The sequence below is a fragment of the Streptomyces sp. NPDC007917 genome (assembly GCF_042959105.1).
Taxonomy (GTDB): domain Bacteria; phylum Actinomycetota; class Actinomycetes; order Streptomycetales; family Streptomycetaceae; genus Streptomyces.
This window is the reverse complement of record NZ_JBIBKK010000003.1, coordinates 471,520-497,497: the sequence shown is the minus strand read 5'-3', so window position 1 is coordinate 497,497 and position 25,978 is coordinate 471,520. Positions and strand designations below refer to the sequence as shown.

The window sequence follows — 25,978 nt, the reverse complement described above, 5'->3', positions numbered from 1 at the left end:
GGGCGCGAGAGCGCTCAGAGGAAGCTGACGTTCTGCGCCAGGGAGAGCCGGCTGGAGTAGTTGACGGTGTTGGTGGCGCGGCGCATATACGCCCGCCAGGCGTCCGAGCCCGACTCACGGCCGCCCCCGGTCTCCTTCTCACCGCCGAAGGCACCGCCGATCTCCGCGCCGGAGGTGCCGATGTTGACGTTGGCGATACCGCAGTCGGAGCCCTCCGCCGACAGGAAGATCTCGGCTTCCTGCTGGTCACGGGTGAAGATGCTGGACGACAGGCCCTGCGGGACGTCGTTGTGCAGCGCGATGGCCTCGTCGAGGGTGCCGTAGGTCAGCACGTACAGGATCGGGGCGAACGTCTCCTCCCGTACGACGTCGGTCTGCTCGGCGACGCGGACGATGGCCGGCTCGGCGTAGGCGGCCCCGGGCGCGGCGTCGGCCAGGCGCCGGTCGCCGCCCGCCAGGAGCTCGGCGCCCTGGGCCCGCGCGCGGGTCAGCGCGTCGCGCATGCCGTCGAGGGCCGCGGTGGAGATGAGCGGGCCGACGAGGGTGGCCTCGTCGAAGGGGTCGCCGATGGGGAGCTTCCGGTAGACGGCGGTCAGCCGCTCGACGAGGCTGTCGGCGACGTCCCGGTGGACGATGAGGCGGCGCAGGGTGGTGCAGCGCTGGCCCGCCGTACCGGCCGCCGCGAAGACGATGCCCTGGACGGCGAGGTCCAGGTCGGCGGAGGGGGCGACGACGGCCGCGTTGTTGCCGCCGAGCTCCAGCAGGCTGCGCCCGAACCGGGCCGCGACGCGGGGGCCGACCTCGCGCCCCATGCGGGTGGAGCCGGTGGCGCTGAGGAGCGCGACGCGGGGGTCGTCGACCAGCTTCTCGCCGATGGTGCGGTCGCCGAGCACGAGGCGGTGTACGTCGCGGGGCGCGCCGGCCTCCTCGGCGGCCCGGGCCAGCAGGTGGTCGCAGGCCAGGGAGGTCAGTGGGGTCAGCTCGGACGGCTTCCAGATGACGGTGTCGCCGCAGACGAGGGCGATGGCGGCGTTCCAGGACCAGACGGCGGCGGGGAAGTTGAACGCGGAGATGACGCCGACCACACCGAGCGGGTGCCAGGTCTCGGCGAGACGGTGGCCGGGGCGTTCGGAGGCGATGGTGCGCCCGTACAGCTGGCGGGACAGGCCCACCGCGAACTCGCAGATGTCGATCATCTCCTGCACCTCGCCGAGCGCTTCGGAGCGGATCTTGCCCGCTTCGATCGTCACGAGGTCGGCAAGGTTCCCTTGGTGCGCGCGCAGCAGTTCCCCCAGCCGGCGGACGAGTTCACCGCGGCGCGGGGCGGGGGTGGTGCGCCAGGTGAGAAAGGCCTCGCGGGTGGCGGCGAGGGCCTGGTCGGTGCCGGCGGCGGTGGCGGCCCTCAGGCCCAGGAGGTGGTCTCCCGTGATGGGGGTCCGCGCGGGGAAGTCGGTGCCTTCCGGGACGGTGACGCCGATGCGCTCCAAGGCGGTCAGCGCGCGTGAGCGCAGCTCGTCGGTGGTGGGCAGTGGGTTGCTCGGCATGTGGGGTCCTCGGGGGTGTGGGGGTCAGCGGAGGGTGGTGTCGAGTTCCAGCTCTTCGGCGACCCGGGCGAGGGAGCGGTTCTGCTGCTGCTCGTAGAGGGCGAAGGGGTCCAGGACTTCGCGCCCGATGGCTCCGGAGAGCCATGCGGCGTCGTACGCGGTGCCTTCGTGGTCGTTGTTCCGCACGCCCTCTCCGCTGAGGTTGGACTGGAAGATCCCGGCCGCGGAGCGGGGCAGGAAGTCCTCGTAGACGATGGGCTCGGCGCACACCCACCCCCGCTCCACCAGGGCGCCGAGGTCGGTGGGCGGCCGGCTGCCGTCCCGTGGCCGGTCGGGGGCCACCCGGTAGGTGAAGTAGGCCAGGCCCTGGGCGGCGAGTTCCCGCTCACTGCCGGGCAGGTGCTGTTCCCATACGGCGCGGGCGACTTCGCCCCGGTCGGCCTCGGGCCGGCGGGCCGCCCGCTGGTCGACCAGGGTGAGCAGCCGGTCGTAGAGGGCGCGGCCGTCCCGGGTCAGGGCGATGCCGCGGGCCTCGACCTCGCCGAAGCGCACCCGCAGCGCGCCGCTTGTGACCCTGCCGTCGGGGGTGCGCAGGGCGCGGGGCTCGGCGAGGGCGCGGAAGGAGGTCTGACGCAGCAGGACGTCGGGGCCCTGCCACTTGGGCGGGCCCTGGATGGTGTCGATCATCTCGATGCCGCGCTCGGTCATCCGCCGGTAGAGCTCGTCGATGTCCAGCACGCGCGGGGTGAGGTGGTTGATGTGGGTGCTGCGGACACCGCCGATGTCCGCGGCGACGGCGGAGATCCGCTCCAGGGTCTCGTACCACGCCGCGTCGACGGGCTCGGGGGACAGCTCGAAGGCGTGCACGGCCAGTTGCAGAAAGCGCTCGGCGTCCGCCTCGGGAAGCTCCCGCTCCACCGCGGCGCGGTCGGCGAGGGCGAGCAGTTCCGCGGGGAACAGTTCGCGGCCGGCGAGGAAGGTCTCCAGGCGGGAGCGGAGATCGTCGTCGAAGAACCGCGGGTCGGCGGGGGTGAGCATGGAGGTGAAGACCCGGAAGGGGTTGCGGGCCAGTTCCTCGCCGTCGACGGGCCGGAAGGCGGTCGAGACGACGGGGACGGCGCTGGCGGCGGCCTCCCGCAGATCGTAGAAGCCCACCGGGTGCATGCCCAGGGCGGCGAAGACGCGGGCGACCTGTCCCAGCTCCCGTGGGGTGCCGACCCTGATGGCGCCATGGCGCTCGGCGGTCACCCGGCTGAGGGAGCCCAGGCGCTCGGCGTCGGCGCCCCGGGTGCGCAGCACGTCCTCGTTGACCTCCCGGGAGACGTCCACCAGCGTGGTGTAGGCGGGGACCTCCTGCCCGTACATCTCCGAGAGCCGCGCGGCGAAGGCGGCCCGCAGCCGCCACTGGCTGATCATCGGTTTCCTGGCCTTTCGGTCGGAGGTCACACCGCGGTTCGCACCACACCGGCTCATCCGTCGAGCAGGGCCCGCTCCCCCTGGTGATACACGGAGAGAGTGTGCCCAGTCGTGCGGCGCTACTCGTTGTGCAGCACCTCCGCGATCGTCAGCCGCGCCGCGCGCCGCGCCGGGATGAGCGCGCCCAGGATTCCGATCACCAGGCCCGCCAGGGCCAGGACGGCCAGCGTCGGGGGGTGCCAGACGTCGGTCATGTACGAGGGCAGGGCGAGGTCCACCGCGTCCGCCATCCGCGGCACCACCAGGTCGTAGCCCGCGATGCCCAGCGGGATGCCGAGCAGCGAACCGGCCGCGCCGAGCAACGCCATCGACGTCACCATCATCGCCGTGACCTGCCGTGGTGTCATGCCGATGGACTTGAGCACGCCCAGGTCGCGGCGGCGGTCGCGGGTGTTGAGGACGACCGTGTTGAAGACGCCCAGGGCCGCGACGACGATCAGCATCAGGGTGAGGGCAGCCGCGGAGCCGTTGATGGTCCGGGCGGCGGGGTCGGGGCTGTGCAGTTCCAGGTCGGCTCCGGAGTCGGCGGCCTTGACCGCGCGCGCGTAGGCGTCCGCGTCCGCTCCGTCCCGGAGCTTGATGTGGTACTCGAAGGGCCTCTCCTGGGGGAACAGCGCCATCATCGTCGCCCAGTCGCCGATGACCAGCCGGTTGTTCTGCTCCATGACCTCACCGACGACGACCTCCGCCTCCCGGCGATCGCCCTTCTCCAGGGTGAGGTGATCGCCGATCCGCAGGCCGTGCCGGCGCAGGAAGGCCGAACTCGCCACGACCTCGCCCGTTCCGCGGGTCCACCGGCCCTTGGTGAGCACGCTGCCCAGCTGGGGGCGGTCGCCCCGGCGCGCCCCGAACATGACGTTCCGCGCCGAACCGGCCATGCGCACATCGGTCAACGAGGCAGCGGTGACCTCGCGCGCACCTGGCAGCGAGCGCAGCAGGGACTCGAGTTCCCTGTCGCTGTGGCTGACATGGCTCGCGTACACCGAGACCTGGTAGGCGTCCTGTCCCGCGGTCGCGAACCGGGTCATCGTGGTGGCCAGGCCGGTCGCGAACGTGACCGTGGTCACCCCGAGGAGCACGGCGGCGAGCGTCAGGGCGCTGCGGCCCGGCCGGGCGAAGGGCAGGCCCACCCCCAGGCTCACCGACCGGGGCAGTCCGCTGCCCGCCAACCGGCGCTGGACTCCGAGCGCCCGGCCGGCGCGCGGGGCGCTGCCCGCGCTGATCGCCCGTGCCGCGGGGAGCCGGTGTGCGCGCACCGCGGGGAGCAGCGCGGCGAGGGCGCAGACAACGGGCATGCCGAGCAGGGCGAGCGCGTTCACCCAGGGCGGCACGCCGACGTAGTCCCGGAGCACCCCCGAGTCGGGGCCGGTGAACACGAACCGGAAGAACGGGCGCGACGCCAGGTTGCCGACGGCGGTGCCGAACGCACAGCCGACGACGGCGGGCAGGGAGATCATGGTCAGGTAGACGGCGACCACTTGACCCGGCGTGAACCCCAGGGCCTTGAGGACGCCGATGTGCCGGAAGCCCGAAATCACGGCGCCGCTGACCACGTTGGCCACGATGAGCACCGCCACCAGGACCCCGAGGATGCCGAAGGCCAGCAGATAGGCCGCATAGAACCGGGCCGGGCCGGCCGTCTGGTGCTTGAGGGTGAGATACGACTCCGAAGCGGTCAGGGCACCTTTCGGCAGCCCTTGTACCACCGTGGCCAGTTGCGCGCGCAGCCGGGCGTCCGACGACGCGTCCGTGAAGCGGAACAGCATCTGGGCGGCGGTCGGGTGCAGGGCCGCGATCTGGTCGGGCGCGACCCAGGCGTCCGCCGCACCGCTGAGTTCGAAGGCGAACCCGACGATGGTGAGCGTCGGCCCGGAGGGGAGTCGGATCCGTTTGCCCAGGTCGTGCGCGGTCCAGTCCGTCTGCCGGTTCAGGACGACCTCGCCCGGCCGGGTGGCCCAACGGCCCGCCCAGAGGTCCACCCGGTCCACCGGGCCCCCCGGGCCAAAGCGGCCCACGAACGTGACCCGGCCGCCGAAACCGTACTGTGCCGCTTCCCTCGGTATGTCGACCGTCGCCTGGGCGAACGGCCCTGCGGCGGCCTCGACTCCGGGCCGCCGGGCCGCCCGCGCCAACTGGCTGTCGGACACCTTGGCGGAATCGAAGGCGGCGGTCACATGCGGGCCGCGCTGCTTGCCGAAGGTCCTCTCGAAGGGAGACGAGGCCGAGTCGACCAGGCCGAGTGCGACCACGATCGCCCCGGTCGAGATCAGGGTGACCAGCCCGATGACCAGCGTCTGGAGCCTGCGCCGCCGTACGGCCGCCCACGCGGCCCGCCACACGGCCCTCATGCGGAGGCCTCCAGGGTCTGCTCGCCGGTCACCCGGCCGTCGGCGAGGAGGACCAGCCGGCTGGCACAGCGCCGCGCCAGGTGCTCGTCGTGCGTGACCATGATGAGCGTCTGGCCGATCTGGTTGAGGTCCAGCAGCAGGTCCATCACCTGCTCGCCCGCCCGGCTGTCCAGGGCGCCGGTGGGCTCGTCGGCCAGCAGCAGGGCGGGGCGGTTCATCAGCGCCCGGGCCACCGCGACCCGCTGCCGCTCACCGCCGCTGAGCACCGCCGGATAGGCCTGGGCACGGTCCTCGATGCCCAGTTCGTCGAAGAGCTCCAGCGCGCGGCGGCGCGCCTGCCGGGCGGGGGTGCCGGTCAGCTGCGCGGCCAGGGCGACGTTGTCGAGCGCCGACAGGTCGTCGACGAGGTTGAAGAACTGGAAGACCATGCCGATGCGGCGGCGCCGGTACAGGGCGAGACCCTTCTCGCTCAGCTCCCCCACGTTCTCACCGTGCACGGTGACCGTGCCGCCCGTCGGACGGTCCAGACCGGCGATCATGTTGAGCAGGGTGGACTTGCCGCAGCCCGAGGGCCCCATCACCGCGACCGCCTCCCCGGCCCGGATCTCCAGCGACACGCCGTCCAGCGCCGTCGTCTCCCCGTATTCCTTGTGTACGCGCTCGAGCCGTACGACGGCCTCCGCGCTGCTGTGCTCAGTGAACATGCCCAGGACGTTAAACGGGGCGCCGGGCCCGGACATCCCTCCCCGGATGGCACCTTCGCGCGCGGCTCATCCCCGGGATGCAGGGCCTGCATCCACAGGCTGATGCGGATCGCTTGTCGGTCTGCCACAGTGGCCCCGTGTGGGAGTGGGAGACAAAGGTGCTGGTGGCGGCGTTGGGGGTGGTGTCGGTTGCCGCCCTGTGGCTGGCGGTGGCGCTGGTGCGCACGCGGCGCCGCTGGCGGGCGGCCGTGGGAGAGCGCGGCTGGCTGCTGGAGCGGGAGCGGGAGAGCGCCGCGCGCACCGCGATCGCGGCCGAGCGCGACCGTATCGCCCGGGAGTTGCACGACATCGTCAGCCACAATGTCAGCCTCATGGTGGTCCAGGCCGGGGCCGCCCGCGAGGTGCTGGGCACCATGCCGGACGAGGCCACGGCGGCCCTGCGGGCCGTCGAGGACGCGGGGCGTGGCGCGATGACCGATCTGCGGCATCTGCTGGGGCTGCTGGCGCCGTCACCGAGCGGCGAGGACACGGACCAGGGGCCGGGTGCGGCCGGCGCCGGCGGCGCGGCGGAGCTGACGCCGCAGCCGGGCCTGGACCGGCTGGGCCCGCTCGTCGACCGGGTCTCCTTCGCCGGGCTGCCCGTCGAGGTGCGCGTCTCCGGCGAGCCGCGCCCACTGCCCCAGGGGGTCGATGTGACCGCCTACCGCATCATCCAGGAGGCGCTGACCAACGCGCTCAGGCACGGCGACGGTGGCGGCAAGGCCGAGGTGACCGTGCGATACGCCGACCACGCGCTGCGCGTGGAGGTGCTCAACACCGGCCCCAGCGTGCTGACCGGCGGTGCGCCCGCGCGGCCGGCACCGCGGCGGGCCGCGCCACGGCGGCGGGAGGGCACCGGCCGCGGACTGCTGGGCCTGCGCGAACGGGTCGCGGTGTACGGAGGAGACCTGGACGCCCGGCGCCGCCTCGGCGGCGGCTACCGGGTCCGGGCGCGCATCCCCCTGGACCGCCCGTGACGGCGGCGCCCGGGGTCGAGCGGGCTCCCCGTGTGCTCATCGCCGACGACCAGACACTGATCAGGACGGGGTTCCGGCTGATCCTCACCGCCCGTGGCATCGAGGTGGTGGGCGAGGCGGCCGACGGCGCGGAGGCGGTGGCGGCGGCGCGCGAACTGCGGCCGGACGTGGTGCTGATGGACATCCGCATGCCGACCATGGACGGCCTCGAGGCCACCCGCCGCATCCTGCGGCAGGCCCCGGACTGCCGGGTGCTCATGCTGACCACCTTCGACCTGGACCACTATGTGTATACGGCGCTGTCCGTCGGGGCCAGCGGCTTCCTGCTGAAGGACGTCACCCCGGAACATCTGGCGGCGGCCGTGCGGCTGGTGGACACGGGCGACGCCCTGCTGGCCCCGTCCATCACCCGGCGGCTGGTGGAGCGCTTCGCCTCGCAGTCCGCCGGCTCGCCTGCCGTCCACGCCGACCTCGCGGCCCTGACGCCCCGCGAACGGGAGGTCCTGACGCTGCTGGGCCGCGGCCTGTCCAATACCGAGCTGGCCGCCGAGCTGACCCTGAGCGAGGCCACGGTGAAGTCCCATGTGGCCCGGATCTTCGCCAAGCTGACCCTCCGCGACCGCGCCCAGGCCGTCGTGCTCGCGTACGAGACGGGCCTGGTCAAGCCGGGGGGTCCCGGCGGGGGCGGCTCCCCCGCTCCGGCCCGGTTGCCTCACGACCTAGAGTGATCATGAGTGTGGCGGCGATCGGATCTCGGAGGCTGGGTTGTCACAGGATCCTGTGCGGTTCGCGCTGCTGGGACCGGTGCGGGCCTGGCGCGGGGAGACCGAGCTGGACCTGGGGCGCCCTCAGCGCAGGGCGCTGCTGGCGCTGCTGCTGGCGGGGGCCGGACGGACGGTCCCGATGGGCGACCTGATCGACGCCCTGTGGAGCGAGGACCCGCCCGACAGCGCCGCCAATGTGATTCACCGGCACGTGGGCGCGGTGCGCCGGCTGCTGGAGCCGGAGCTGCCCACGCGGGCGGCGGGCCGTTGGCTGCTGCGCGGTGCGGGTGGCTACCGCCTGGAGGTCGACGCCGGCTCCCTGGACCTGCTGCGCTTCCGGAGCCTGCGGGACGCGGCCCGGCAGGCAGCGGAGGAGGGGGCGGCCGGGCGGGCCGCGGCGCTGAGCGTGGAGGCGCTGGCGCTGTGGCACGGGCCCGCCGCCTCCGGGATCGCCGCCGGGGTGCGCGGCCACCCGCTGCTCGCGGCGCTGGACCGTGAGCACCTGGCGGCCGTCAAGGAGTCGGCGGACCTGGCCCTGGGCGCCGACGCGGCCGATCTGGTGCTGCCGACGCTGCGGACGGCCGCCGCCGCGAGCCCGCTGGACGAGCCGCTGTTGTCCCGGCTGGTGCTCGCCCTGACGGCGACCGGGCACCGGTCCGAGGCGCTGGAGGTGTACGAGGGCGCCCGCGTACGCCTCGCCGACGAGCTGGGCATCTCGCCCGGCGCGGAGCTGCTGGCGGCTCAGGCGGTGGCGACCGGGCAACGGCCCCGGGAGGCGGTGCGTCCGGCGGGCGGGACCGCCGCCGACGGGCCGTCCGGGCGCGCCGGTTACACCGCGCCCAGCCCGGCCCAGCTCCCGCCCGACCTTCCGGTGTTCACCGGCCGCAGGGCCGAGATGGCGGAGGTGCTGTCCCGCCTTCCCGAGGCCGGGCAGAACACCACCACCGTGCTGATCAGCGCCATCGGCGGGATGGCCGGGATCGGCAAGACCACCCTGGCCGTGCACTGGGCCCACCAGGTCGCCGACCGTTTCCCCGACGGCCAGCTCTACGTCAACCTGCGCGGATTCGATCCGACGGGGCCCGCCATGCCCCCCGGGGAGGCCGTACGCGGCTTTCTCGACGCCCTGGGTGTGCCGCCGCAGCACATCCCCCACGGCCTGGACGCCCAGGCCGCGCTCTACCGCAGCCTGCTGGCCGGCCGCAGGGTCCTGGTGCTGCTGGACAACGCCGCCACCACGGACCAGGTGCGGCCGCTGCTGCCCGGCTCGCCCGGCTGCCTCACGATCGTCACCAGCCGCAACCAGCTGCAGGGGCTGCTGGCGGCGTACGGCGCCCACGCGCTGAGCCTGCGGCCGCTGGATGTGGACGAGGCCCGGGAGTTCCTCGCCCGCCGGCTCGGGGCCGGCCGGGTCTCGGATGACCCGCGAGCCGTCGCGGAGATCGCCGAACGGTGCGCCGGGCTGCCGCTGGCCTTGGCCTGCGTCGCCGCCCGGGCGGCCCTGAGCCCCGACGTTCCGCTGTCGGTCGTGGCCGACGAGTTGCGGGAGACCCGGGACAGCCTCGAGGTGTTCGCGGGCGGTGAGGTGTCCACCGATGTCGGCGCGGTGTTCTCCTGGTCCTGCCGCGCCGTCTCCCCCGCCGCCGCCCGGCTGTTCCGGGCGCTCGGCCTGCAGGCCGGGCCGGACGTCTCCGCCGCGGCGGCGGCCAGTCTGGTCGGCCTTCCGCTGCGGGAGACATGGCCGCTGCTGACCGAGCTCAGCCAGGTGCAGCTGATCAGCGAGCACGCTCCGGGCCGGTACGTCCTGCACGACCTGCTGCGCGCCTACTCCAGGCAGCTGGCGCGGACCCAGGATCCGCAGGACGAGCGCCGCGCGGCCGTCCACCGGCTGCTCGACCACTATGCGCACGCCGCCCACGCCGCGGACCTGCTGCTCGCCCCGCACCTGGACCCGGTCCCTCCCGCGCCACCGCTGCCCGGAGCGATCCTCGAGCCCTTCGCCTCCGCCGAGCGGGCGCTCGACTGGCTCACCACCGAGTACCCGGCGCTGCTGCTGGCGGTGGACGTCGCGGTACGAAGCGGGTTCGACACCCACGCCTGCCAGTTGGCCTGGGCGCTGGAGGCCTTCTTCGACCGCAGGGGCCACTGGCACGACTGGGCCACGGTCCAGCGCACCGCCCTGGGGGCCGCCCTGCGCACGGGCCTGCCCGCCATGGAGGCCCGGGCCCTGCGGGCCCTCGCCCGGGTCGAGGGCCGCCTCGGCCGGCATGAGGAGGCCCGTGCGCATCTCGAGCGCGCCCTGCGCCTCTTCACGGAGCTCGGCGACGACATCGGGCGGGGCAACACCCACCGCAGCCTCGGCTGGACCGCCGAGCAACTGGGCGATCTCCGCGGCGCCCTGCGCCACAACCAGCAGGCGCTGGAGCTGTTGCGATCGGCCGAGAACCGGCCCGCGTGGGCGAGCGTCCTGGCCTCGGTGGCCTGGTACCACGCCCTGCTCGGCGAGTACGACCTCGCCTTCAGCCACTGCCGCACGGCGCTGCCGGTGCTGCGCGAGCACGGCGACCGCTATGGCGAGGCCGCGGCCTGGCACAGCATCGGCTACATCCACCAGCAGGCCGGCCGGCACACGCGCGCCCTCGGCGCGTACGGCCATGCCCTGAGGCTGTATCAAGTGCTGGGCGTGCCCTATATGGAGGCCCAGACGCTGACCGACCTCGGGGACGTCCACAGCACCTTGGGCGACTCCGAGGCCGCCCGGGCCGCCTGGCAGGAGGCCTTGACGCTGCTCAACGGCCTGAAACACCCCGACGCGCGGAAGGTGGGCGCGCGCCTGGCCCCCGGCGGCGAGGCGCGCCGGGGGTGAGCCGGCGCCCCGTCCGGCTGCGCCCGTTTTGCGAGCAACCCTGTACTGTTTTCCGCCGTGTTCATGCGTTGAGGGCAGGTGAGGAGCGAGGGTGTCGCGGGAATCTGTACGGTTCGCGGTGCTGGGCCCCATACGGGCCTGGCGGGCCGGGGCAGAGCTGGGCCTGGGGCGCCCCCAGCAGCGCGTACTGCTGGGTTTGTTGCTCGCGCGGGCGGGGCGGCCCGTCGGGGTGAGCGAGATCGTGGACGCCCTGTGGGGTGAGGACCCGCCCGACAGCGCCGTCAACGCCGTCCGCCGGCACATTGGGATGCTGCGCCGCACCCTGGAACCCGGGCTGCCCCTGCGGGAGTCCGGTCAGTGGCTGCTGCGGGAGGCGGCCGGCTACCGGATCGCCGCCGACGCGGACTCCCTGGACCTCCTGCGCTTCCGTCACCTGCGCGAGCAGGCCGCCGAGGCCGCCGGCCGGTCCCCCGGGCGGGCGGTGACGCTGCTCACCGAGGCGCTGGCGCTCTGGAAGGGACCGGCGGGCGCCGATGTGTCCGCCGAGATCCGGGCGCGCGCCCTTCTCGACGTCCTCGACCGGGAGCACCTCGCGGCCGTGAAGGAGCTGGCGGACGCGGCGCTGCGCGCCGGGATGACGGCCCCGGTCCTGGACGAGCTCCGGAGGGCCGCCCTGGCCGACCCGTTGGACGAGCCGCTGCTGGCCAGGCTGGTGCTCGCCCTGGCGGCCACCGGTCAGCGGGCCGAGGCGCTGTCGACCCACCGTGCCGCCGTCGACCGGCTCGCGGACGAACTGGGCCTGGCCCCGGGGCGGGAGCTGTCCGACGCCCACGCGGCGGTCCTGCGCGAGTCCCGGCCGGGGGCGCGCCCCGCCGCGGGCACGGCGGCCGCGCTCGGCGGGGAGCCGGTGGACGGCGGGCTGCCGGCGGACGGCGGGCTGCCGGCGGCGATCCCCCGGTCGGCCGTCCCCCTGCCGGGGGGCGGGTACTCCGAACCGCCGCCCGCCCAGTTGCCCCAGGACCTGCCGGCCTTCTCCGGCCGGCGCGCCCAGCTGGCGCGGCTGGCCGCCCTGCTGCCGGCGGAGGGCCGGCCGCTGGAGGCGGCGGTGGTCAGTGTGATCGCGGGAATGGCCGGGGTCGGCAAGACCACGCTGGCGGTGCACTGGGCCCATCAGGTGGCCGACCGCTTCCCGGACGGCCAGTTCTATGTCGATCTGCGCGGATTCGATCCCACGGGCACGGCGCTCGACCCCAGGGAGGCGGTCCGCGACTTCCTGTGCGCGCTCGGGGTGCCGCGACACCGCGTGCCGTACGGCCTGGACGCCCGGGCCGCGCTGTTCCGGAGTCTGCTGGCCGGGCGGCGTTTCCTCGTCCTGTTGGACAACGCCCTGGACACCGAGCAGGTGCGGCCGCTGCTGCCCGGGGCGCCCGGCTGCCTGGTGATCGTCACCAGCCGGGACGCGCTGACCGGGCTGGTCGCCGACCACGGCGCGCGGCCGCTGAGCCTGTGGTGGCTCGACGCCGAGGAGGGGCGCGAGTTGCTCGCCGCCCGGCTCGGGGCCGCCCGGGTCGCGGCCGAGCCGCGGGCGGCGGCCGAGATCGTCGAGCTGTGCGCCGGACTGCCGCTGGCCCTGGCCTGCGTCGCCGCCCGGCTGGCCGCGCACCCCGGCTTCCGGCTGTCCGCCATGGCCGCCGAACTGTGCGACGCCCACGACCGCCTGGAGGCCATCGCCCGGGGGTCAGCCGAGGTCGGCACGGTCTTCTCCTGGTCGTATCGCGCGCTGTCCGCGGGCGCCGCCCGGATCTTCCGGCTGCTCGCCGGCCACCCCGGCCCCGACCTCTCGGCGCCCGCCGCGGCCGAGCTCGCGGGACTCGGCGACCAGGAGAGCGGTCCGCTGCTCGCCGAGCTCATCCGGGCCCACCTGGTCGCGGAGCCGAGCCCCGGCCGGTACTCCGTCCACGACCTGCTGCGCGCCTATGCGGCGGGGCTGGGCGAGGAGTCGGAGCGACGGGGCGCGCCGGGCGTTCACCTTCGGGACCAGGACGCCGGCCATGGTCACTGAAGTGACACTTTTCTGTACTTCCTGCGCTTGTACGGTCACTCACGAAAAGAACACGGCCCTCACCTCGTCGACACACGTCGAGGTCGAGGGCCATTCGTCGGGTGCCGGTGGAGGCGCATGTGAGAGTCGGCCGCACCGCGGATCCGATGGAGGAGGCCCCCGGAACCGTCGCCGGGTACGAGGGCGCGCGGTTCTGGAGATCCGTCGGTCTGGACATCGCCGTCATGGAGGCCACCGCGCGGATGTCCCTCGGCGGCGCCCCGTCTGATCCGGCCACGGCCGTATCGGCGCTGTCCGGCGAGCCGCCGCGCCGGGGCCCCCGTCTGGTCGCGTACGACCGGGGCGACTATCTCTTCGTGGGGCTGCGGGGATCAGGCGGTGGCTTCCCCCGGCCGGGCGGGCCCGGCGGGCCGGATGGGCTCGCCGGGCGCGGCGGGCCGTATGGGCCTGCCGGGCCGAAGACCCTGCTGCGCCCGGGGGACATCCTCTTCTACGACGCCGAACTCCCCCACCCGCTGGAGATGCCCACCGGCGCCCGGCTGAAGATCTTCCTGCTGCCGCGCCGGCTGCTCGGCGTCGACGAGCACGACCTGCGCCGGCTCACGGCGGCGCCGGTCCGCGGCGGCTCACTCCTCGGCTCCCTGGTGTCGCCGTTCCTGTCCGAACTGGCCGAGATGGTGACCTCCGCCGCTCCCGCCGTCGGCGAAGCCGTCGCCCACCACGCGCTGGATCTCCTGGCCACCCTCGCCATGCAGCAGCTCGCCCCGCCGCCCGCCGACACGGCGGACGCGCGCCGGGCGCTGCTGCTGAGGATCCAGCGCCACATCACCCAGCACCTCGCCGACCCCGGCCTCTCCCCGGAGGCCATCGCCCGCGCCCACCACATCTCGGTGCGCTATCTGCACAAACTCTTCCGGGACGAGGGCACCACGGTCGGCCAATGGATACGGCGGCGCCGGTTGGAGGAGTGCCAGCGCGAACTGGTCCTGGCCCGGGGGCGCCAGACCATCGCGGCGGTGGCCCGCCGCTGGGGGTTCATCAGCCCGACGCACTTCAGCCGGGTGTTCCGCGCCGCGTACGGGATGTCCCCCAGCGAATGGCAGGGCGCCGCCGGCTGACCGGCGGGGCCCACCGCCCACGATCAGGGCGTACTCGACCGCGGTGGTGACACGGTCGCCGCCCGGTTCAGGGTCGCCGACCGGTACAGATGCAGGACGACGACCGGGGCGTCCGGTGCGGCGGCGTTGAGCTCGGCGGGGGTGGGCAGCCGCCGTCCGGCGAACTGCTCGGCCGACCAGCCCCCCACCACCCGCACCCACTGCCCCTTCGACGTGCGGACCGCCTGCTCCCGCAGCATCGCCAGGGCCTGACGCAGCGCGGGCACACCGTCCCGGCGCAGTTCGAGGACATGGTTGAGGCCTCCCCGGATCACATGCGGATGGGCGTCGTCGAGCCCCGGGACACCCGGCCAGGGCACCGGCGTGCGGGCGGCCGCTGCCTCCGGTGCAGATCTTGACCGGACCCGCTCGGCCGTTCCCTCAGGACACTAGGGCGCCTCGGTGCGCTGGTCTTGCCCGGCAGCGCACTGCTTCCGGTCCGTCAGCGCATGGGGCCGCGCCGTGTCCCACGAATGGCGCTGCGGGGAAAGACTCGGTGCGCTGACGGGCAAGAGAAAACCGCCGGCCGACCTAGGGTGGGCCCCAGCAACCGGGGAGATGTCCACGTTCTTCCCGCAATTCCCATCCGTATCCCCGTATCACTTCGGAGACCCAGATGTCCGACGCCTTCGTGCCGGTCCAGCCCGTCCTGGAGCCGGCCGCGGCCGCCTTCGCCGAAGCCACCGCCAAGCCGCCGTTCCTGTTCGAGCTGCCCCCGGCGGAGGGCCGGGCGGCGGTCGACGAGGTGCAGTCCGGCGAGATCGACAAGCCGGAGGTCGAGGAGGAGTGGATCACCGTGACCGGTGGTCCGACGGGCAGTGTCCGGGCCCGGATCGTCAAGCCGGCGGGGGCCACCGGGGAACTGCCGGTGATCCTTTACATCCACGGTGCGGGGTGGGTGTTCGGCAACGCCCACACCCATGACCGCCTGGTGCGCGAGCTCGCCGTCGGCGCGGGCGCGGCCGTGGTCTTCTCCGAGTACGACCGGTCGCCGGAGGCCCGCTACCCGGTGGCCATCGAGCAGAACTACGCGGTCGCCCAGTGGGTGGTCCGGGAGGGTGCCTCCAAGGGGCTTGACGGCACCCGTCTGGCCGTGGCCGGGGACTCCGTCGGCGGCAACATGACCGCGGCGCTGACCTTGATGGCCAAGGAGCGCGGCGATGTGCCGCTGGTCCAGCAGGTGCTGTTCTACCCGGTCACCGACGCGAACTTCGACACCGGCTCGTACCACCAGTTCGCCACCGGCTACTTCCTGCGCCGGGACGGCATGCAGTGGTTCTGGGACCAGTACACCACCGACGAGGCGCAGCGGGCCGAGATCACCGCCTCGCCGCTCCGCGCCACCACCGAGCAGCTGACCGGTCTGCCTCCGGCCCTGGTCATCACCGCCGAGGCGGATGTCCTCCGGGACGAGGGCGAGGCCTACGCCAACAAGCTCCGCGAGGCCGGTGTCGCGGTCACCGCCGTGCGTTTCCAGGGCATCATTCACGACTTCGTCATGCTCAACGCCCTGCGCGGGACCCATGCCGCGCAGGCCGCCATCAAGCTGGCAGCGGACACGCTGGGCGCCGCGCTCCGGAAGCGCTGAGGAGGCGGCCCGGCCTCGCCCACCGCTCCGGGGGCCGGGCCCTCCTGGGCGGTGGTGGCCGGCGCTGACCTCACTCCCGCGGCGGCCGGCCGCCGCGGGTCGCCGTGACGACCCCGGCCAGCACCGCCAGGACGATCCCCGTGCTCAGGGCCGGCGCCGGGGAGAAGGGGGTCAGCAGGACGAGGACGGCGGCCAGGAGGAAGGGCACCGACTCGGCGGCGCACTGCTGGTGGGGCCGCAGATGCAGCGCCCACACGGTGATCAGGAAGACGGCCGCCGGGATGGCCACCATGGCGCCGGCGGCCTGCGGGGACACCTCCGCGCGGTGGGTGACCTGGTCGGCGCTCACCGCCAGGCCCGCCCCGACGGCGGCCGCGGAACCGAAGATCAGATAGTGGCCGTAGGCCCACTGGAACCGTCTGCGGGCGGCCTGGTGCGTGGTGGCGAGCAGGGTGTGCGCGGGGCGGGCGAAGTACAGCCACCACATGGCGAAGACCATGAGCAGTCCGCCCGCCGCCACCGCGTACAGCGCCCTGGTGGGGTGTTCGTCGAAGGCGGTGCGGACCGCGGCCGTGGCGGAGGCCACGGACTCGCCGAGCACGATCAGGGTGAACAGTTCGTAGCGCTCGGCGATGTGGTGCGGATGCCAGGGGGTCATCCCGGCGGACTGCGCCCACACCGGTACGGCCACCTCCGCCACCACCAGCACCGCGATGCCCGGCAGCCGCGCCGGCTCCGGGAGGAACAGCAGCGCCACCCAGCCGATCTGACAGGCCACCACCCCGCAGGCGAAGCGCAGGGTGGTCCGGCGCCTTTCGGGGTCGGCCCGGGAGGCGCGCAGCCACAGCCCGGCCAGCGCGGTGCGCATCACCACGTACCCCAGGGCGATGACGCTGAGGTCGTCTCCCTCGAACGCCCGCCGCACACCGGCGGCGAGGATCAGCGATCCGGTGATCTGGACGAACACCGTCAGCCGGTACGGGATGTCCTGCGGGTCGTAGGCGGAGGCGAACCAGGTGAAGTTCATCCACGCCCACCACACGCTGAAGAAGACGATCAGGAAGTGCAGGACGCCCGCCGCGTAGTGGCCGTGGGTGACCGCGTCGTGGAGGCTGGAGGACGCCTGGGCCACGGCGACCACGAAGCACAGATCGAAGAGCAGTTCCAGTGAGGTCGCCACGCGGTGCTTCTCGCGCGGGTCACGAGCCCGCATGGAGGGCGCCCTCACGCGGCGGTCCGAGGGGTCACGGCGCGTCGGTCACCGCAGGGCCGTGAGGGTGGCTTCGATGGTCCGGTGGACGGTGGGACAGACATGGATCAGGTTCCTGAGTCGCTCGACGGGCACCTCCGTGTGGACGGCGGCCCGGAGTCGTACAGTACTTCGCCGCCCGCGGGCCCCGCCGAGGCGGTCCCGGCCGGGAGGCCGCGGTCGTCAGCGGCCCCCGGCGCCCCGTCACACGGCGGTCGGCGTGATGTGGCGCAGCAGCGCGGCGGCCGCCGGAGGCGTCTCGCCCCGGGGCCACACCACCATGACGTGCCAGCGCGGCGGGTTCCGGGCGAATCTGCGCAGCGCCAGATCGGGGAAGCGAGCGGCGATCGACTCCGGCATCACGCACACTCCGAGGTCGTGCCTGACCAGTTCGGACGCCGCGACGATGTCGTTGGCCTCGAAGGCGGTGGCGCGTTCGACCAGGGCGGCCCGGAAGGCCCGGTCCACCGCGGAGCGGATCGCCCAGCCGGGCGTGAAGTCGATGAAGGGCATCCGGGCGACCTCGGCGAAGGTGACGCGGTCGTCCTGGGCGAAGCCACGCACCGGCGAGGCCGCGAGCACCATCTCCTCGCGCACCAGCGGCCGGGTCACCAACCCCCGCTGCTGCCGGCGGTCGAGGGCCACCACGGCCAGGTCGACCGAGCCGTCGCGCAGCGCCTCCCGGATGTCGGCCACCGGCCCCTGCCGGAGCCGGACCACCACCCGTGGGTGTTCCGCCCGCAGCCGGGCCAGCGCACGGTGCAGTCCGGCCCAGACGCCCTGCATCGTGCCGACCGTGACCTGTCCCCGCAGCTCGCCCCGCGCCACGTCGACCGCCGCCCGTGCCTGCTCCGCCGCGCGCAACGCCGCGCGGGCGGCGGGCACGAACGCCTCACCGGCCGGGGTGAGGGCGACCCGGTGCGTGGTGCGGTCGAAGAGCCGGGTCCCCATCTCCTTCTCCAGGGCGCGCACGGTACCGGACACCGCCGACTGCACCACGTGCAGCCGTCGCGCCGCCGCGGTGAACCCGCCTTCCTCGGCGACCGCGACGACGACCTCCATCTGCCGCAGATCCATAGCCACTCCCCGACGGACGAGCCGTTGCAGGCCATCTCATGATGAGATCGCCGCCCGCCCCGATCATCGCACGGCAGGATCAGCCGCGCCCCGAGGCGGCCGCGGCGACGCCGTCGCCAGTGCGCTGTCGGACAAGGCCCGGTGCGCTCGTCGGCACACTCTCCCCGCCTCGCGGGTTAGGTTGACCTGGGGCACCAGCCCCGCACCGCCGACACCGAACGGAACACGATGACTCAGCCAGCCGCAGCCCCCCAGGTCAGCCGGGAGGACGACAAGCGCCGCTACGAGATCCTGGTCGACGGGCAGCTCGCCGGCTTCACGGAATACCGCGACCGCGGCGAGCAGCGCGTCTTCTTCCACACCGAGATCGACGACGCCTTCGCCGGGCAGGGTCTCGCCTCCCTCCTCGTCCAGCAGGCGCTGACCGATGTGCGCGACAGCGGGCTCCGCGCCGTGCCGATCTGCCCCTACGTGGCGAAGTTCCTCAAGAAGCACACCGAGTTCGGCGACATCACCGACCCCGTCACCCAGGACGCCCTTCAGTGGCTCCGTACGGCGCTGCGCTGACCGGCGGGTGCAGCAGCAGGACGGAGGGCACCTGGTCCGGGCAGGCGAAGCGCAGCAGCTGGTGTCCCACCCCTGAGAGGCCCGTCAGCAGGCCCGGTGTCTCGCTGCGGGTCGGCGAACCGCACACCCAGCCGCGCTGCCCGGCCTCGTCGAGCTTCTGTCCGAGCAACCGCATCAGCACACCGGGCTCGCACCTGCCGCTCCGCTCGGCCAGCAGGACGAGTTCGAGGTTGCCGAGGTCGCCGTGGCACATGCTGTCGCTGCCCCGGCCCGTGAGCCGGTGCGGGCCGGCGCCGTCGAGCCGCAGGGCCGCCATCGCCTGGGCGGCCAGCTCCTCCTCCCGGCCGGCGGCCCCGGGCCTGCCGATCAGGTCGAGCCGGGACATGGCGATGCCCGCGGCACCGTGACACCACAGCGACCGGAAGGGTGACACGGCCTCGGCGCGGAAGTCGGGCCAGTTGCCCGCCTCGGCGTCGAAGACCCCCGTCTCGTACGCCAGCCCGCCGGCCACCGCCTCGGCGCAGCCCTCACCGGGCGCGAGAGGGTGCAGCCGGGCCAGGGCGGTCACGATGCCCGCCGTTCCATGGGCGAGGCCGGTGAGCGGCCGCGTGCTGTCGATCTGATGGTGTTCCCAGGTCAGACCGGGCCCGGTGGCGTCGGGGACGGCGCCGGTGACCAGGTGGCGGGCGGTGGCGCGGGCGAGGGCCGCCGCTCGGCCGTCGGGGTCGCCGCCGGCGTCGATCAGGGTGAGCAGGGCCAGGGCGCAGCCCGCAGAACCGGCCACGACGTCGAACGCCTTGGTGGAGCCCAGGGCCCGTTCGGCGGCGGACAGCACGGGCTCGCGCACCGCGGCCAGATGCGGTGTGCCGCCCAGCAGCCGGTCGAGGTGGGCCAGGAAGTACAGCGGCCCCATCCAGCCGCCGAACGCCCCGATGTCCGTGTCCTCGCCGCCGCGGGTCCTCGCGTTGGTGAGGGCCCGCGGCGGTGAGAGGACCCGGCGGACCACCTCGTCGGCGACGTCCGACGCCAACCGCGTGAAACGCCGGTGGCCACTGATCAGGCCCAGCCGGGCGAGGAAGAGGCCGATGCCGGACAGTCCCGAGTAGAGGTCCTGGCCGAGCGGGGCCAGGTCCCAGACCCCGTGCGCCACCGGCTCCGGCGCGACCCAGCCGACGCGCCCCTGACGGGCGATCGCGAGGCGCCGTACCCGGTCGCCGATCGCGATGGCGGCGGCGACGAGTTCCTCGGGGTCGGCGACGCGGGTGCGTGTCCCCGCCGGGCCGGGGACCGCGGCGGGCCGCTCCTCCAGCAGGCTCACATCGACGCTGCCGACGAAGGACCCGGCGATGATCCGCTCCTGGAACTCCCGGTCCTCGGGGCCCATGGCCTCGATGCGGCGGCGCACCGCGCCGAGCGCCGGCTCGGCGAAGAACCCGGGCACGGCCCGCCCGTCGTCGAGCAGCAGCTTCCGCGACCCGGGCACCGCCTCGAACAGCGGGATGTCCCCGCGCAGCACCGCGTCCATCTCGGCGCGTACGACCGCGTCGCCCGTGGCCCCCGCGTACCGTCCCGCGCACAGCCGTGCCGTGCTGCGCTCCCGTTCCAGCGCGTCCCGCAGGAAGTCCGGGTGGGTGCTCTCGGCGAGCACCTTGGCGTAGACGTAGCTGGCCCGAGGCAGGAAGCGCACCGGCGTGCCGGCGAAGCCGTCCACCAGGCCGCCGGGGGCCAGGAGTTCCGCGCGGCGGGCGCTGATCCAGTCGTAGCCGAAGCGGAAACCCGCCAGCACGTCGGGGGTGTGGTCCGCGGGGTCGGCGGGCGTGCCGTCGGGCAGCCGCGGCCGGTTCTCCCCGCCGGCGGTGGGCACGTGTTCCCACACGATGTGCACCTCGTCGGTCCCCGCGTTCTTCTCGACGGGCACCGGCACGACCGACGGCTGGTCCTTGGCTCCGTTCAGTCCGCTGTAGTCCGCGGCGGAAGCGCCCGCCGCGGCCCGGTCAAGCACCACCTTGGTGGGCAGCAGCGCGGTGGCCCGCACCGATTCGCGCAGCGCGACGAGGGCCGGCTCCTCCGGCGCCCCCTGCCCGGCGCCGGCTCCCGCGCGCTCGGGGGCGCGGGGGTGCAGCAGTGCCTCGAGGTCGACGAGCACCGGGTGTTCGCCCGCGGCGATGATGTTCTCGTGGTGGAAGTCGGTGCCGCCCAGCGCGTGCACCAGGGCCAGCAGGGCGCCGGTGCGCCAGTAGAAGCCGGCCACGTCCTGCGCCGCCGCGCAGGGCCGGGCCGTCATGCACTCCGCCCAGCCGTGGTCCGCTCGGCTCAGGGTGCGCGGGGTGCGCAGCGCGTACGGGCTGTCCTGGTTGAAGCGGTGCAGGACGCGTGCGAACTGCTCGTCCACGGCGAGCGACCGCGGTTTGTAGAACACCGACGGCGCGTCGTGGAAGTCGACGCGGCACACCGAGCTGCCCCGGCGGTGGACGTCGCCGTGGCCGAAGCGCACCGCCGCCACGCCGCCCGGACGGGCGCCGGACAGCAGGGCGTCGCGCAGCTCGCCGAGGTCGTCGCGCAGATGCCGGGCGAAGCGCGTACGGCTCGCCACCCAGTGGTCGAGCAGTTCGGCCACGCACCGGGCCAGCACCGGGTACTCCGTCCACAGGCGGTGCTGGGCCCGGGGGTCGGTGAGGGAGTCGACGAACAGGCGGTAGCGCTCCTCGCCTGTCCTTCCGGAGGCGAGCCGGCCCTCGACGCGCGCCACGTTGATCTCCAGGATCATGGTGGGCTTGAGCACCATGGCCAGCCGGTCGACCGGCACGCTCGCGGACAGCGCCTCGCACAGCCCGTCCAGGTCCTGGGGATACGGCCCGAGGCGGCGCAGGGCCGTGCGCAGCCTCTCCTGCGCCTGCCGGACGAGGGGTTCGGCGACACGCAGGAGCCCCGGCAGCGGCTCCGCGCCGGGCGGGGCGGGGGCCGGGCGGGCGGAGCGCACCCGCCGCGCCCACGCCGGGCGGCCGGGCAGCCGGGCGGCGAGCGCCGCGGGGTCCTCGCCGAGCAGCCGGTGCAGCACCGGCGCCGTCACCCCGATGGGGCGGAGTCCGTCGGTGAAGCGCTCCTCGGGGCCGCGAAAGGGCGCGAGCGCCCGCCAGCCGGCGAGCCGGGCCGCCGCGTGGGCCGGGTCCGCGGGGGCGGGCGGCGCGGAGGAAGGGGTGAGGCGTTCCCGCAGGTAGCATCCCGCGGCCCAGAAGTCGGGGGCCAGGTCCGGGGCCTGATCCGGGGCCATGTCGGAGGCCGGGGCCGGGTTTTGAACCAGGTCCGGGGCCGGGGCCGGAGAGGCGGTGTGGCCGGCGGGCGGACGGCTGAGCGGCATCGGATGTCCTTTCACGGCGGGATGCGCCGGCCGGATGTGCGTCTGCCTCGTGCGCCTCCCGCGTACGCGTCCGCGAGGCAGACCGGCGCCGGCCCGTACGGGACGGGCCGGCGCCGGCCTCGGTGCGTGCGGTGACCGCCGCTACGGGCGGTCGCCGCGGGTTGGCGCGGGTGCTGTCCCGGTCAGCCGCAGCACTGGAAGAAGGGCTGCGTGGAGAGGGTCACGGCGGCCACGGAGGTGCCCTCGTCGGCGAGGTCGGCGGTCAGGTCCACCACGCCCGCCGGGTGGCCCGGGTCCACCGCGAGGCCCTCGCGGTACGTGGCGTCCTTCCAGGCGGTCACGGTGCTGTTCATAAGAGTCTCCCCTTTATGAAATCGGTGTACAGGGCGTGCGGTACCCGGCCGAATCAGCCGCGTTCCGCGGAAACACCCGGACGTTAACGCGCGCCGCTACGGAATCCCTACCTCCGTTCTCTCCGTCCGCCGCGTATCGCCGGAGAACCCTGGCCCCGCGGCGATAACGTCCCGAGCGGCCCGGTATCCGAAGTGGAACTGACCGCAATTGCCGCGATACGCGGAGTCGTGAAGCGTATCGGGAAGCCCGGCGCGAAGATGTGCGCGCAGTAACGCGTGCATGGCGTAAGCCCACTCCTGCGGCCGCGCGGCCGGCACGGGGCGCAGCAGGTTACGGTCCGTCAGCTCGTCGAGGAGGGCGGCCGCGTCCGTACCGGATCGGCCGAGGAGCAGACCGGCCGCGCCGGGCGTCAGCCGCTCCACGTCCAGCGCGGCCAGGGCCGACAGGGCGCGTCTGCTCTCCTCGGTGAGCCGGCCGCACGCCTCGTCGAAGGCGTCGGCCAGGCCGCGTCCCGGCAGGCTCAGCCGGCTCGCCGGATTCCGGGCGCCGGTGAGGGAGGCGGCGACCTGCTCCAGGGACCAGTGGGGACGGGCCGCGAGCACATTGCCGACCGCGCGGAGGGCGGCCGGCAGCCCTCCGCACACCGCGAGCACCTCATCGAGCCACCGGCCCTGCCCCTCGAACCGCCCGGGACGCAGCCCGGAGGACAGCAGCGCACGCGACTCGTCGGCCCCGAGCACATCGAGCGGCACCCGCACGGCGCCGTCGACGGCGAGATGGGACACCTGCGTCGTGACGCACACCGCGCAGCCGCCCCCGGTGGGGATGACCGCCCGCAGGTCGTCCGCCTCCGCGACGTTGTCGATGAGCACCATGACACGGCGGGTGGCGACGAGGCTCCGGTAGGCGTCCTGCCGCAGGGCCCAGGAGTCGGGCTGCTCCGCCTCCGGAACGCCCAGGCCGTGCAGCAGCCGGCCCAGGACGCCCCGCAGGCCCTCCTCGGTGCGCGGGAAGGCGGACCCGTCGATGTACAGCAGACCGTCGGGGTAGCTCTCGCGCGCCCGGTGCGCGGCGTGGACCGCCAGCGCGCTCTTGCCCACCCCGGTCATACCGCTGACGATGACGGCGCGCGCCGCGGTGCCCGGCCGCGCGGCGGAGCCTGCCGTGAGCGCGTCGAGGAGGACCCGCCGCTCGCGGGCGCGCCCGATGAAGTCGGGGATGTCCGGGGGCAGCTGGTTGGCGAAGGGGCCCGCGGGGCCGGTGCGCTCCGGCCGGGCCGCGGTGGCCGTGCGCCGGGCCCGCCCCTGCCGCTGCCGCTGGTCGCCCGTGGGCGCGACGCGGTCCATGGAGAGCAGCTGGTGATAGAGGCGCTGGAGGTCCTCGGCGGGATCGGTGCCCAGCTCGGCGGCCAGCCGCCGCTGGAGGCCGAGATAGGCGTTCAGCGCGTCGCTGCGCCGTCCGCTGCGGTCGAGGGCGAGCATCAGGTGATGGTGGAAGCGCTCGTGGGTGGGGTGGGCCGCGACGAGGTCGACCAGTTCGGGGACCAGTTCGGCGGCGTCCCGCGTCTCCAGGTCGGCCCCGATCCGGTGTTCCAGGGCGAAGAGGCGCAGCTCCTCCAGCCGGCCGGCCTCGCGGTCGAACGGCTCGCCCTCCAGGTGCTGGTACGCCGACGGGCCGCGCCATCTGCCCAGGCAGGCCCGCAGCAGGGCGGTGGCCTCGCCGTGCCGCCCGGCCGCCCGCAGCGCGATGGCCCGGCTGACCTCCTCCTCGAAGACCTGGGCGTCGATCGCCCCCGGGGACGGCGTCAGGGAATAGCCGGACGGGACCGTTTTGATGGTTTCCGCACCGAGAATGTGTCTGAGTGAGGAAATACGGCTGTGGATTTGCGCCAACGCGGTCCGCGGTGGCCTGCGCGGCCAGAGCGTGTCCACGATCTGCGGCACCGGTACGGCGCTACCGGAACGTGCGAGCAACAGCGCGAGCAGTACCTGCTGCTTCGGGCCGCCAAAGGCGACGGGCCGGCCGAGGGACAGGACTTGGAGCGGACCCAATACGCTGAAATGCAAACCAGTGCTCCTTACAGGATGAGCCCAATGACCGCCATTTTGCTGGGCTTCCCGGGAGAAGCAAAGCGATTCTGTTGGCGAATTAGCCGGATGCGCTGTGAGGAGAATTTCGACAAAAGCCGGCGGGAGGCCGCGAGACCGGACCGCGCGCACGGGAACCGGCGCCCGCCGCGCGCCTGTCCCTCCCTGTACTAGTCTTCTTCCCGCACCATCGACCACGTCTTAGGGGGAACTGTGGCCGACCAGGACACGACCGCACCGGGCGCTCGGAGCGCATCCGACACGCCGCCGGCGGGGCCCGCGGACCGCCCGGCGCCGCCCGCCCGGTCCAGGGGCGCCGCCGCCCTCGGCTGGGCCGTGACCATCGGCCTCAACGTCGTGGCTCCGATCGTCACGTACAACGCGCTCCACGACCACGGCTGGAGCGAATTCGCCGCGCTTTTGGCCAGCGGCGCCTGGCCGGTCCTCGACAGCGCCGTCCATCTGATCTGGCGCCGCCACCTGGATGAATTCGCCGTCGTCACCCTGGTGTTCCTCGTGATCACGGCCGTGGTGTCGCTGGTCGGCGCCCACTCGACGCGCGCCCTGCTGGTCAAGGACTCGGGGGTGACGGGCCTGTTCGGGCTGCTGTGCCTGGCGACGCTGCTGGCGCCGCGCCCGCTGATGTTCTACTTCGGGCGCAAGTTCGCCACCGACGGCACCGAGGCGAGCACCGCCTGGTGGAACGGCCTGTGGCAGTTCGAGGGGTTCCGCCGGACGATGATGACGATGACGGCGGTGTGGGGGGTGGCGTACCTGCTGGAGGCCGGGGGCCGGATCGCGCTGGCCTACGCGCTGCCCACCGGCACCATGGTGGTCGTCAGCCCGGTCCTGATCTACGGCGTGCTCGGTGCCCTCGCCCTGTGGACGGGCTGGTACGCCAAGCGGTCGCAGCGCGAGGGCGAGGAGCGCGCCGCGGCGGCCGAGGCGGCGGCCGCCGCGCACGCCTGACCGGCCCCGCGGTACGTGGTCCCGTCCGGTTCGCGTACAACCCGGGCCCGCAGGGGCTTGTCGTCCACCTCGACCACGAAGCTGACGAAGTACCTGCCGGACGGGTCCTTGATGATCGTCACGCTGGAGGGTTCGGAGGGCAGCACACGGGACCAGGCCACGTCGATGTCGCCGATCTTCGGCAGCCTCAGCTTCCCGCCATCGGTGATCGACCAGCGGGCGTTCGCGGTGAACCGGACCGCCTGCCGGGCGGCCTTCTTCTTCATCTTCGGCGGGCCCATCGCAGGGCCGCGCCGGGCGCCGTTCTTCGAGGCGAAGAAGTTGCCGTAGGCGGCCTCCAGGTCGCGCAGGGACTGCTGGAGCACCACGGCTGACACCTCACCGAGCCAGGCCCGCTCGGGCGTCTTCCTGGCCTCGGTGATGACCTGCTTGGACAACTCGGCCGCCGTCGGGCGCGGCAGGCGCTTGGCGTGGGCGTCGCGTCGAACCGCGCATCGCTGGGGTGACGCCTCCTCACACGCCGTTTCGCGGCAGGGCGGAGCAAGCGCTTTCTGGAGGGTGGCCGCGAGTCTGGCAGCGCCTGGCGCAAGCGTCAAGGCGCGGCGCGAACGCGGCCCAACCCGGCGCCTGGGCCGGTCGCCAAGATGCGTCAGAAGTGTTGACCCTCGACTGAAAACGTTTTAACTTCCCCTCACTCCATACCCACAGCCGAGGAGGCTCCGTGGCAGCGCTGCTACGCGAGCGCCCTGGGAAATCGACGGTGAGCCGCCCCTCCCGTCCCCCGTCAGGCGC

Annotated in this window: 18 protein-coding genes and 1 pseudogene; 8 read left to right on the top strand and 11 right to left on the bottom strand. The window is 74.0% G+C overall.

The features are described 5' to 3' along the window. Nucleotides 1-14: 14 nt before the first annotated feature. From ACFZDL_RS08075 to ACFZDL_RS08060, 4 genes are all read right to left on the bottom strand, one after another. Nucleotides 15-1,544 (bottom strand): aldehyde dehydrogenase family protein, encoded by a 1,530-nt coding sequence (locus tag ACFZDL_RS08075; protein ID WP_353593555.1) that lies wholly within the window; start codon nt 1,542-1,544, stop codon nt 15-17. A 24-nt stretch (nt 1,545-1,568) separates the two neighbouring features. Continuing rightward, nucleotides 1,569-2,960: a VOC family protein gene (locus ACFZDL_RS08070; RefSeq protein ID WP_353593585.1), complete on the bottom strand. Its 1,392-nt coding sequence runs from the start codon at nt 2,958-2,960 to the stop codon at nt 1,569-1,571. 119 nt (nt 2,961-3,079) lie between these two features. Then, nucleotides 3,080-5,368, bottom strand: a complete 2,289-nt coding sequence (locus ACFZDL_RS08065; RefSeq protein WP_353593556.1) for an FtsX-like permease family protein — start codon at nt 5,366-5,368, stop codon at nt 3,080-3,082. Further along, complete coding sequence (locus ACFZDL_RS08060; RefSeq protein ID WP_353593557.1) at nt 5,365-6,072, bottom strand: ABC transporter ATP-binding protein; 708 nt, start codon at nt 6,070-6,072, stop codon at nt 5,365-5,367. The genes ACFZDL_RS08065 and ACFZDL_RS08060 overlap by 4 nt, the downstream gene beginning before the upstream one ends. 137 nt (nt 6,073-6,209) lie before the next feature. On the opposite strand from ACFZDL_RS08060, the gene ACFZDL_RS08055 reads away from it, so the two are divergent. The 5 genes from ACFZDL_RS08055 (at nt 6,210) to ACFZDL_RS08035 (ending at nt 13,898) form a co-directional block, all read left to right on the top strand. Beyond that, nucleotides 6,210-7,088 carry a histidine kinase gene (locus tag ACFZDL_RS08055; protein WP_353593558.1) on the top strand — a complete coding sequence of 293 codons (879 nt, stop codon included), beginning with the start codon at nt 6,210-6,212 and terminating at the stop codon, nt 7,086-7,088. Further along, entirely contained in the window at nt 7,085-7,816 is a 732-nt protein-coding gene (locus tag ACFZDL_RS08050) for a response regulator transcription factor (RefSeq protein WP_353593559.1), read from the top strand. The genes ACFZDL_RS08055 and ACFZDL_RS08050 overlap by 4 nt, the downstream gene beginning before the upstream one ends. 37 nt (nt 7,817-7,853) lie before the next feature. Beyond that, nucleotides 7,854-10,718 (top strand): BTAD domain-containing putative transcriptional regulator, encoded by a 2,865-nt coding sequence (locus ACFZDL_RS08045; protein ID WP_353593560.1) that lies wholly within the window; start codon nt 7,854-7,856, stop codon nt 10,716-10,718. Between the two features lie 91 nt (nt 10,719-10,809). Beyond that, entirely contained in the window at nt 10,810-12,780 is a 1,971-nt protein-coding gene (locus ACFZDL_RS08040) for a BTAD domain-containing putative transcriptional regulator (RefSeq protein WP_353593561.1), read from the top strand. 119 nt (nt 12,781-12,899) lie between these two features. Beyond that, the gene (locus ACFZDL_RS08035; RefSeq protein WP_353593562.1) at nt 12,900-13,898 is read left to right on the top strand and encodes a helix-turn-helix domain-containing protein; all 999 of its coding nucleotides are present in this window, start codon (nt 12,900-12,902) and stop codon (nt 13,896-13,898) included. Between the two features lie 56 nt (nt 13,899-13,954). On the opposite strand, the pseudogene ACFZDL_RS08030 reads toward ACFZDL_RS08035, so the two are convergent. Beyond that, nucleotides 13,955-14,242: pseudogene (locus tag ACFZDL_RS08030) on the bottom strand (amidohydrolase family protein); the annotation flags it as partial. A gap of 311 nt (nt 14,243-14,553) precedes the next feature. Here ACFZDL_RS08030 and ACFZDL_RS08025 point away from each other — a divergent pair. Beyond that, the gene (locus tag ACFZDL_RS08025) at nt 14,554-15,525 is read left to right on the top strand and encodes an alpha/beta hydrolase (RefSeq protein ID WP_353593563.1); all 972 of its coding nucleotides are present in this window, start codon (nt 14,554-14,556) and stop codon (nt 15,523-15,525) included. Between the two features lie 70 nt (nt 15,526-15,595). Here ACFZDL_RS08025 and ACFZDL_RS08020 read toward each other — a convergent pair whose 3' ends face one another. Both ACFZDL_RS08020 and ACFZDL_RS08015 read right to left on the bottom strand, forming a co-directional pair. After that, nucleotides 15,596-16,705, bottom strand: a complete 1,110-nt coding sequence (locus tag ACFZDL_RS08020) for a low temperature requirement protein A (RefSeq protein ID WP_353593564.1) — start codon at nt 16,703-16,705, stop codon at nt 15,596-15,598. A 273-nt stretch (nt 16,706-16,978) separates the two neighbouring features. Next, complete coding sequence (locus tag ACFZDL_RS08015; protein WP_353593565.1) at nt 16,979-17,851, bottom strand: LysR family transcriptional regulator; 873 nt, start codon at nt 17,849-17,851, stop codon at nt 16,979-16,981. A gap of 228 nt (nt 17,852-18,079) precedes the next feature. On the opposite strand from ACFZDL_RS08015, the gene ACFZDL_RS08010 reads away from it, so the two are divergent. After that, a complete protein-coding gene (locus tag ACFZDL_RS08010) occupies nt 18,080-18,418 on the top strand; it encodes a GNAT family N-acetyltransferase (RefSeq protein WP_353593566.1) in 339 nt (112 codons plus the stop codon). Here the strand turns inward: ACFZDL_RS08010 and ACFZDL_RS08005 are convergent. The 3 genes from ACFZDL_RS08005 to ACFZDL_RS07995 form a co-directional block, all read right to left on the bottom strand. Then, a complete protein-coding gene (locus tag ACFZDL_RS08005) occupies nt 18,375-21,776 on the bottom strand; it encodes a type 2 lanthipeptide synthetase LanM family protein (RefSeq protein ID WP_353593567.1) in 3,402 nt (1,133 codons plus the stop codon). The genes ACFZDL_RS08010 and ACFZDL_RS08005 overlap by 44 nt on opposite strands. A 182-nt stretch (nt 21,777-21,958) precedes the next feature. Continuing rightward, complete coding sequence (locus tag ACFZDL_RS08000) at nt 21,959-22,129, bottom strand: mersacidin/lichenicidin family type 2 lantibiotic (protein WP_014181724.1); 171 nt, start codon at nt 22,127-22,129, stop codon at nt 21,959-21,961. A 96-nt stretch (nt 22,130-22,225) separates the two neighbouring features. Next, entirely contained in the window at nt 22,226-24,196 is a 1,971-nt protein-coding gene (locus ACFZDL_RS07995) for a BTAD domain-containing putative transcriptional regulator (RefSeq protein WP_353593568.1), read from the bottom strand. Nucleotides 24,197-24,430: 234 nt separating this feature from the next. Here ACFZDL_RS07995 and ACFZDL_RS07990 point away from each other — a divergent pair, with 234 nt between their 5' ends. Further along, a complete protein-coding gene (locus ACFZDL_RS07990) occupies nt 24,431-25,186 on the top strand; it encodes a VC0807 family protein (RefSeq protein WP_391190663.1) in 756 nt (251 codons plus the stop codon). Here the strand turns inward: ACFZDL_RS07990 and ACFZDL_RS07985 are convergent. Then, complete coding sequence (locus ACFZDL_RS07985; protein ID WP_391190661.1) at nt 25,072-25,623, bottom strand: RNA-guided endonuclease InsQ/TnpB family protein; 552 nt, start codon at nt 25,621-25,623, stop codon at nt 25,072-25,074. The two genes, ACFZDL_RS07990 and ACFZDL_RS07985, sit on opposite strands and share 115 nt — an antisense overlap. Between the last annotated feature and the right edge of the window lie 355 nt (nt 25,624-25,978).

Excerpts from the sequence above, each read along its gene's own strand:
- ACFZDL_RS08060 (WP_353593557.1), bottom strand. The coding sequence starts at position 6,072 with ATGTTCACTGAGCACAGCAGCGCGGAGGCCGTCGTACGGCTCGAGCGC.
- ACFZDL_RS08005 (WP_353593567.1), bottom strand. The coding sequence starts at position 21,776 with ATGCCGCTCAGCCGTCCGCCCGCCGGCCACACCGCCTCTCCGGCCCCG.
- ACFZDL_RS08010 (WP_353593566.1), top strand. The coding sequence starts at position 18,080 with ATGACTCAGCCAGCCGCAGCCCCCCAGGTCAGCCGGGAGGACGACAAG.
- ACFZDL_RS08025 (WP_353593563.1), top strand. The coding sequence starts at position 14,554 with ATGTCCGACGCCTTCGTGCCGGTCCAGCCCGTCCTGGAGCCGGCCGCG.
- ACFZDL_RS08015 (WP_353593565.1), bottom strand. The coding sequence starts at position 17,851 with ATGGATCTGCGGCAGATGGAGGTCGTCGTCGCGGTCGCCGAGGAAGGC.
- ACFZDL_RS08070 (WP_353593585.1), bottom strand. The coding sequence starts at position 2,960 with ATGATCAGCCAGTGGCGGCTGCGGGCCGCCTTCGCCGCGCGGCTCTCG.
- ACFZDL_RS08000 (WP_014181724.1), bottom strand. The coding sequence starts at position 22,129 with ATGAACAGCACCGTGACCGCCTGGAAGGACGCCACGTACCGCGAGGGC.
- ACFZDL_RS08065 (WP_353593556.1), bottom strand. The coding sequence starts at position 5,368 with ATGAGGGCCGTGTGGCGGGCCGCGTGGGCGGCCGTACGGCGGCGCAGG.
- ACFZDL_RS08075 (WP_353593555.1), bottom strand. The coding sequence starts at position 1,544 with ATGCCGAGCAACCCACTGCCCACCACCGACGAGCTGCGCTCACGCGCG.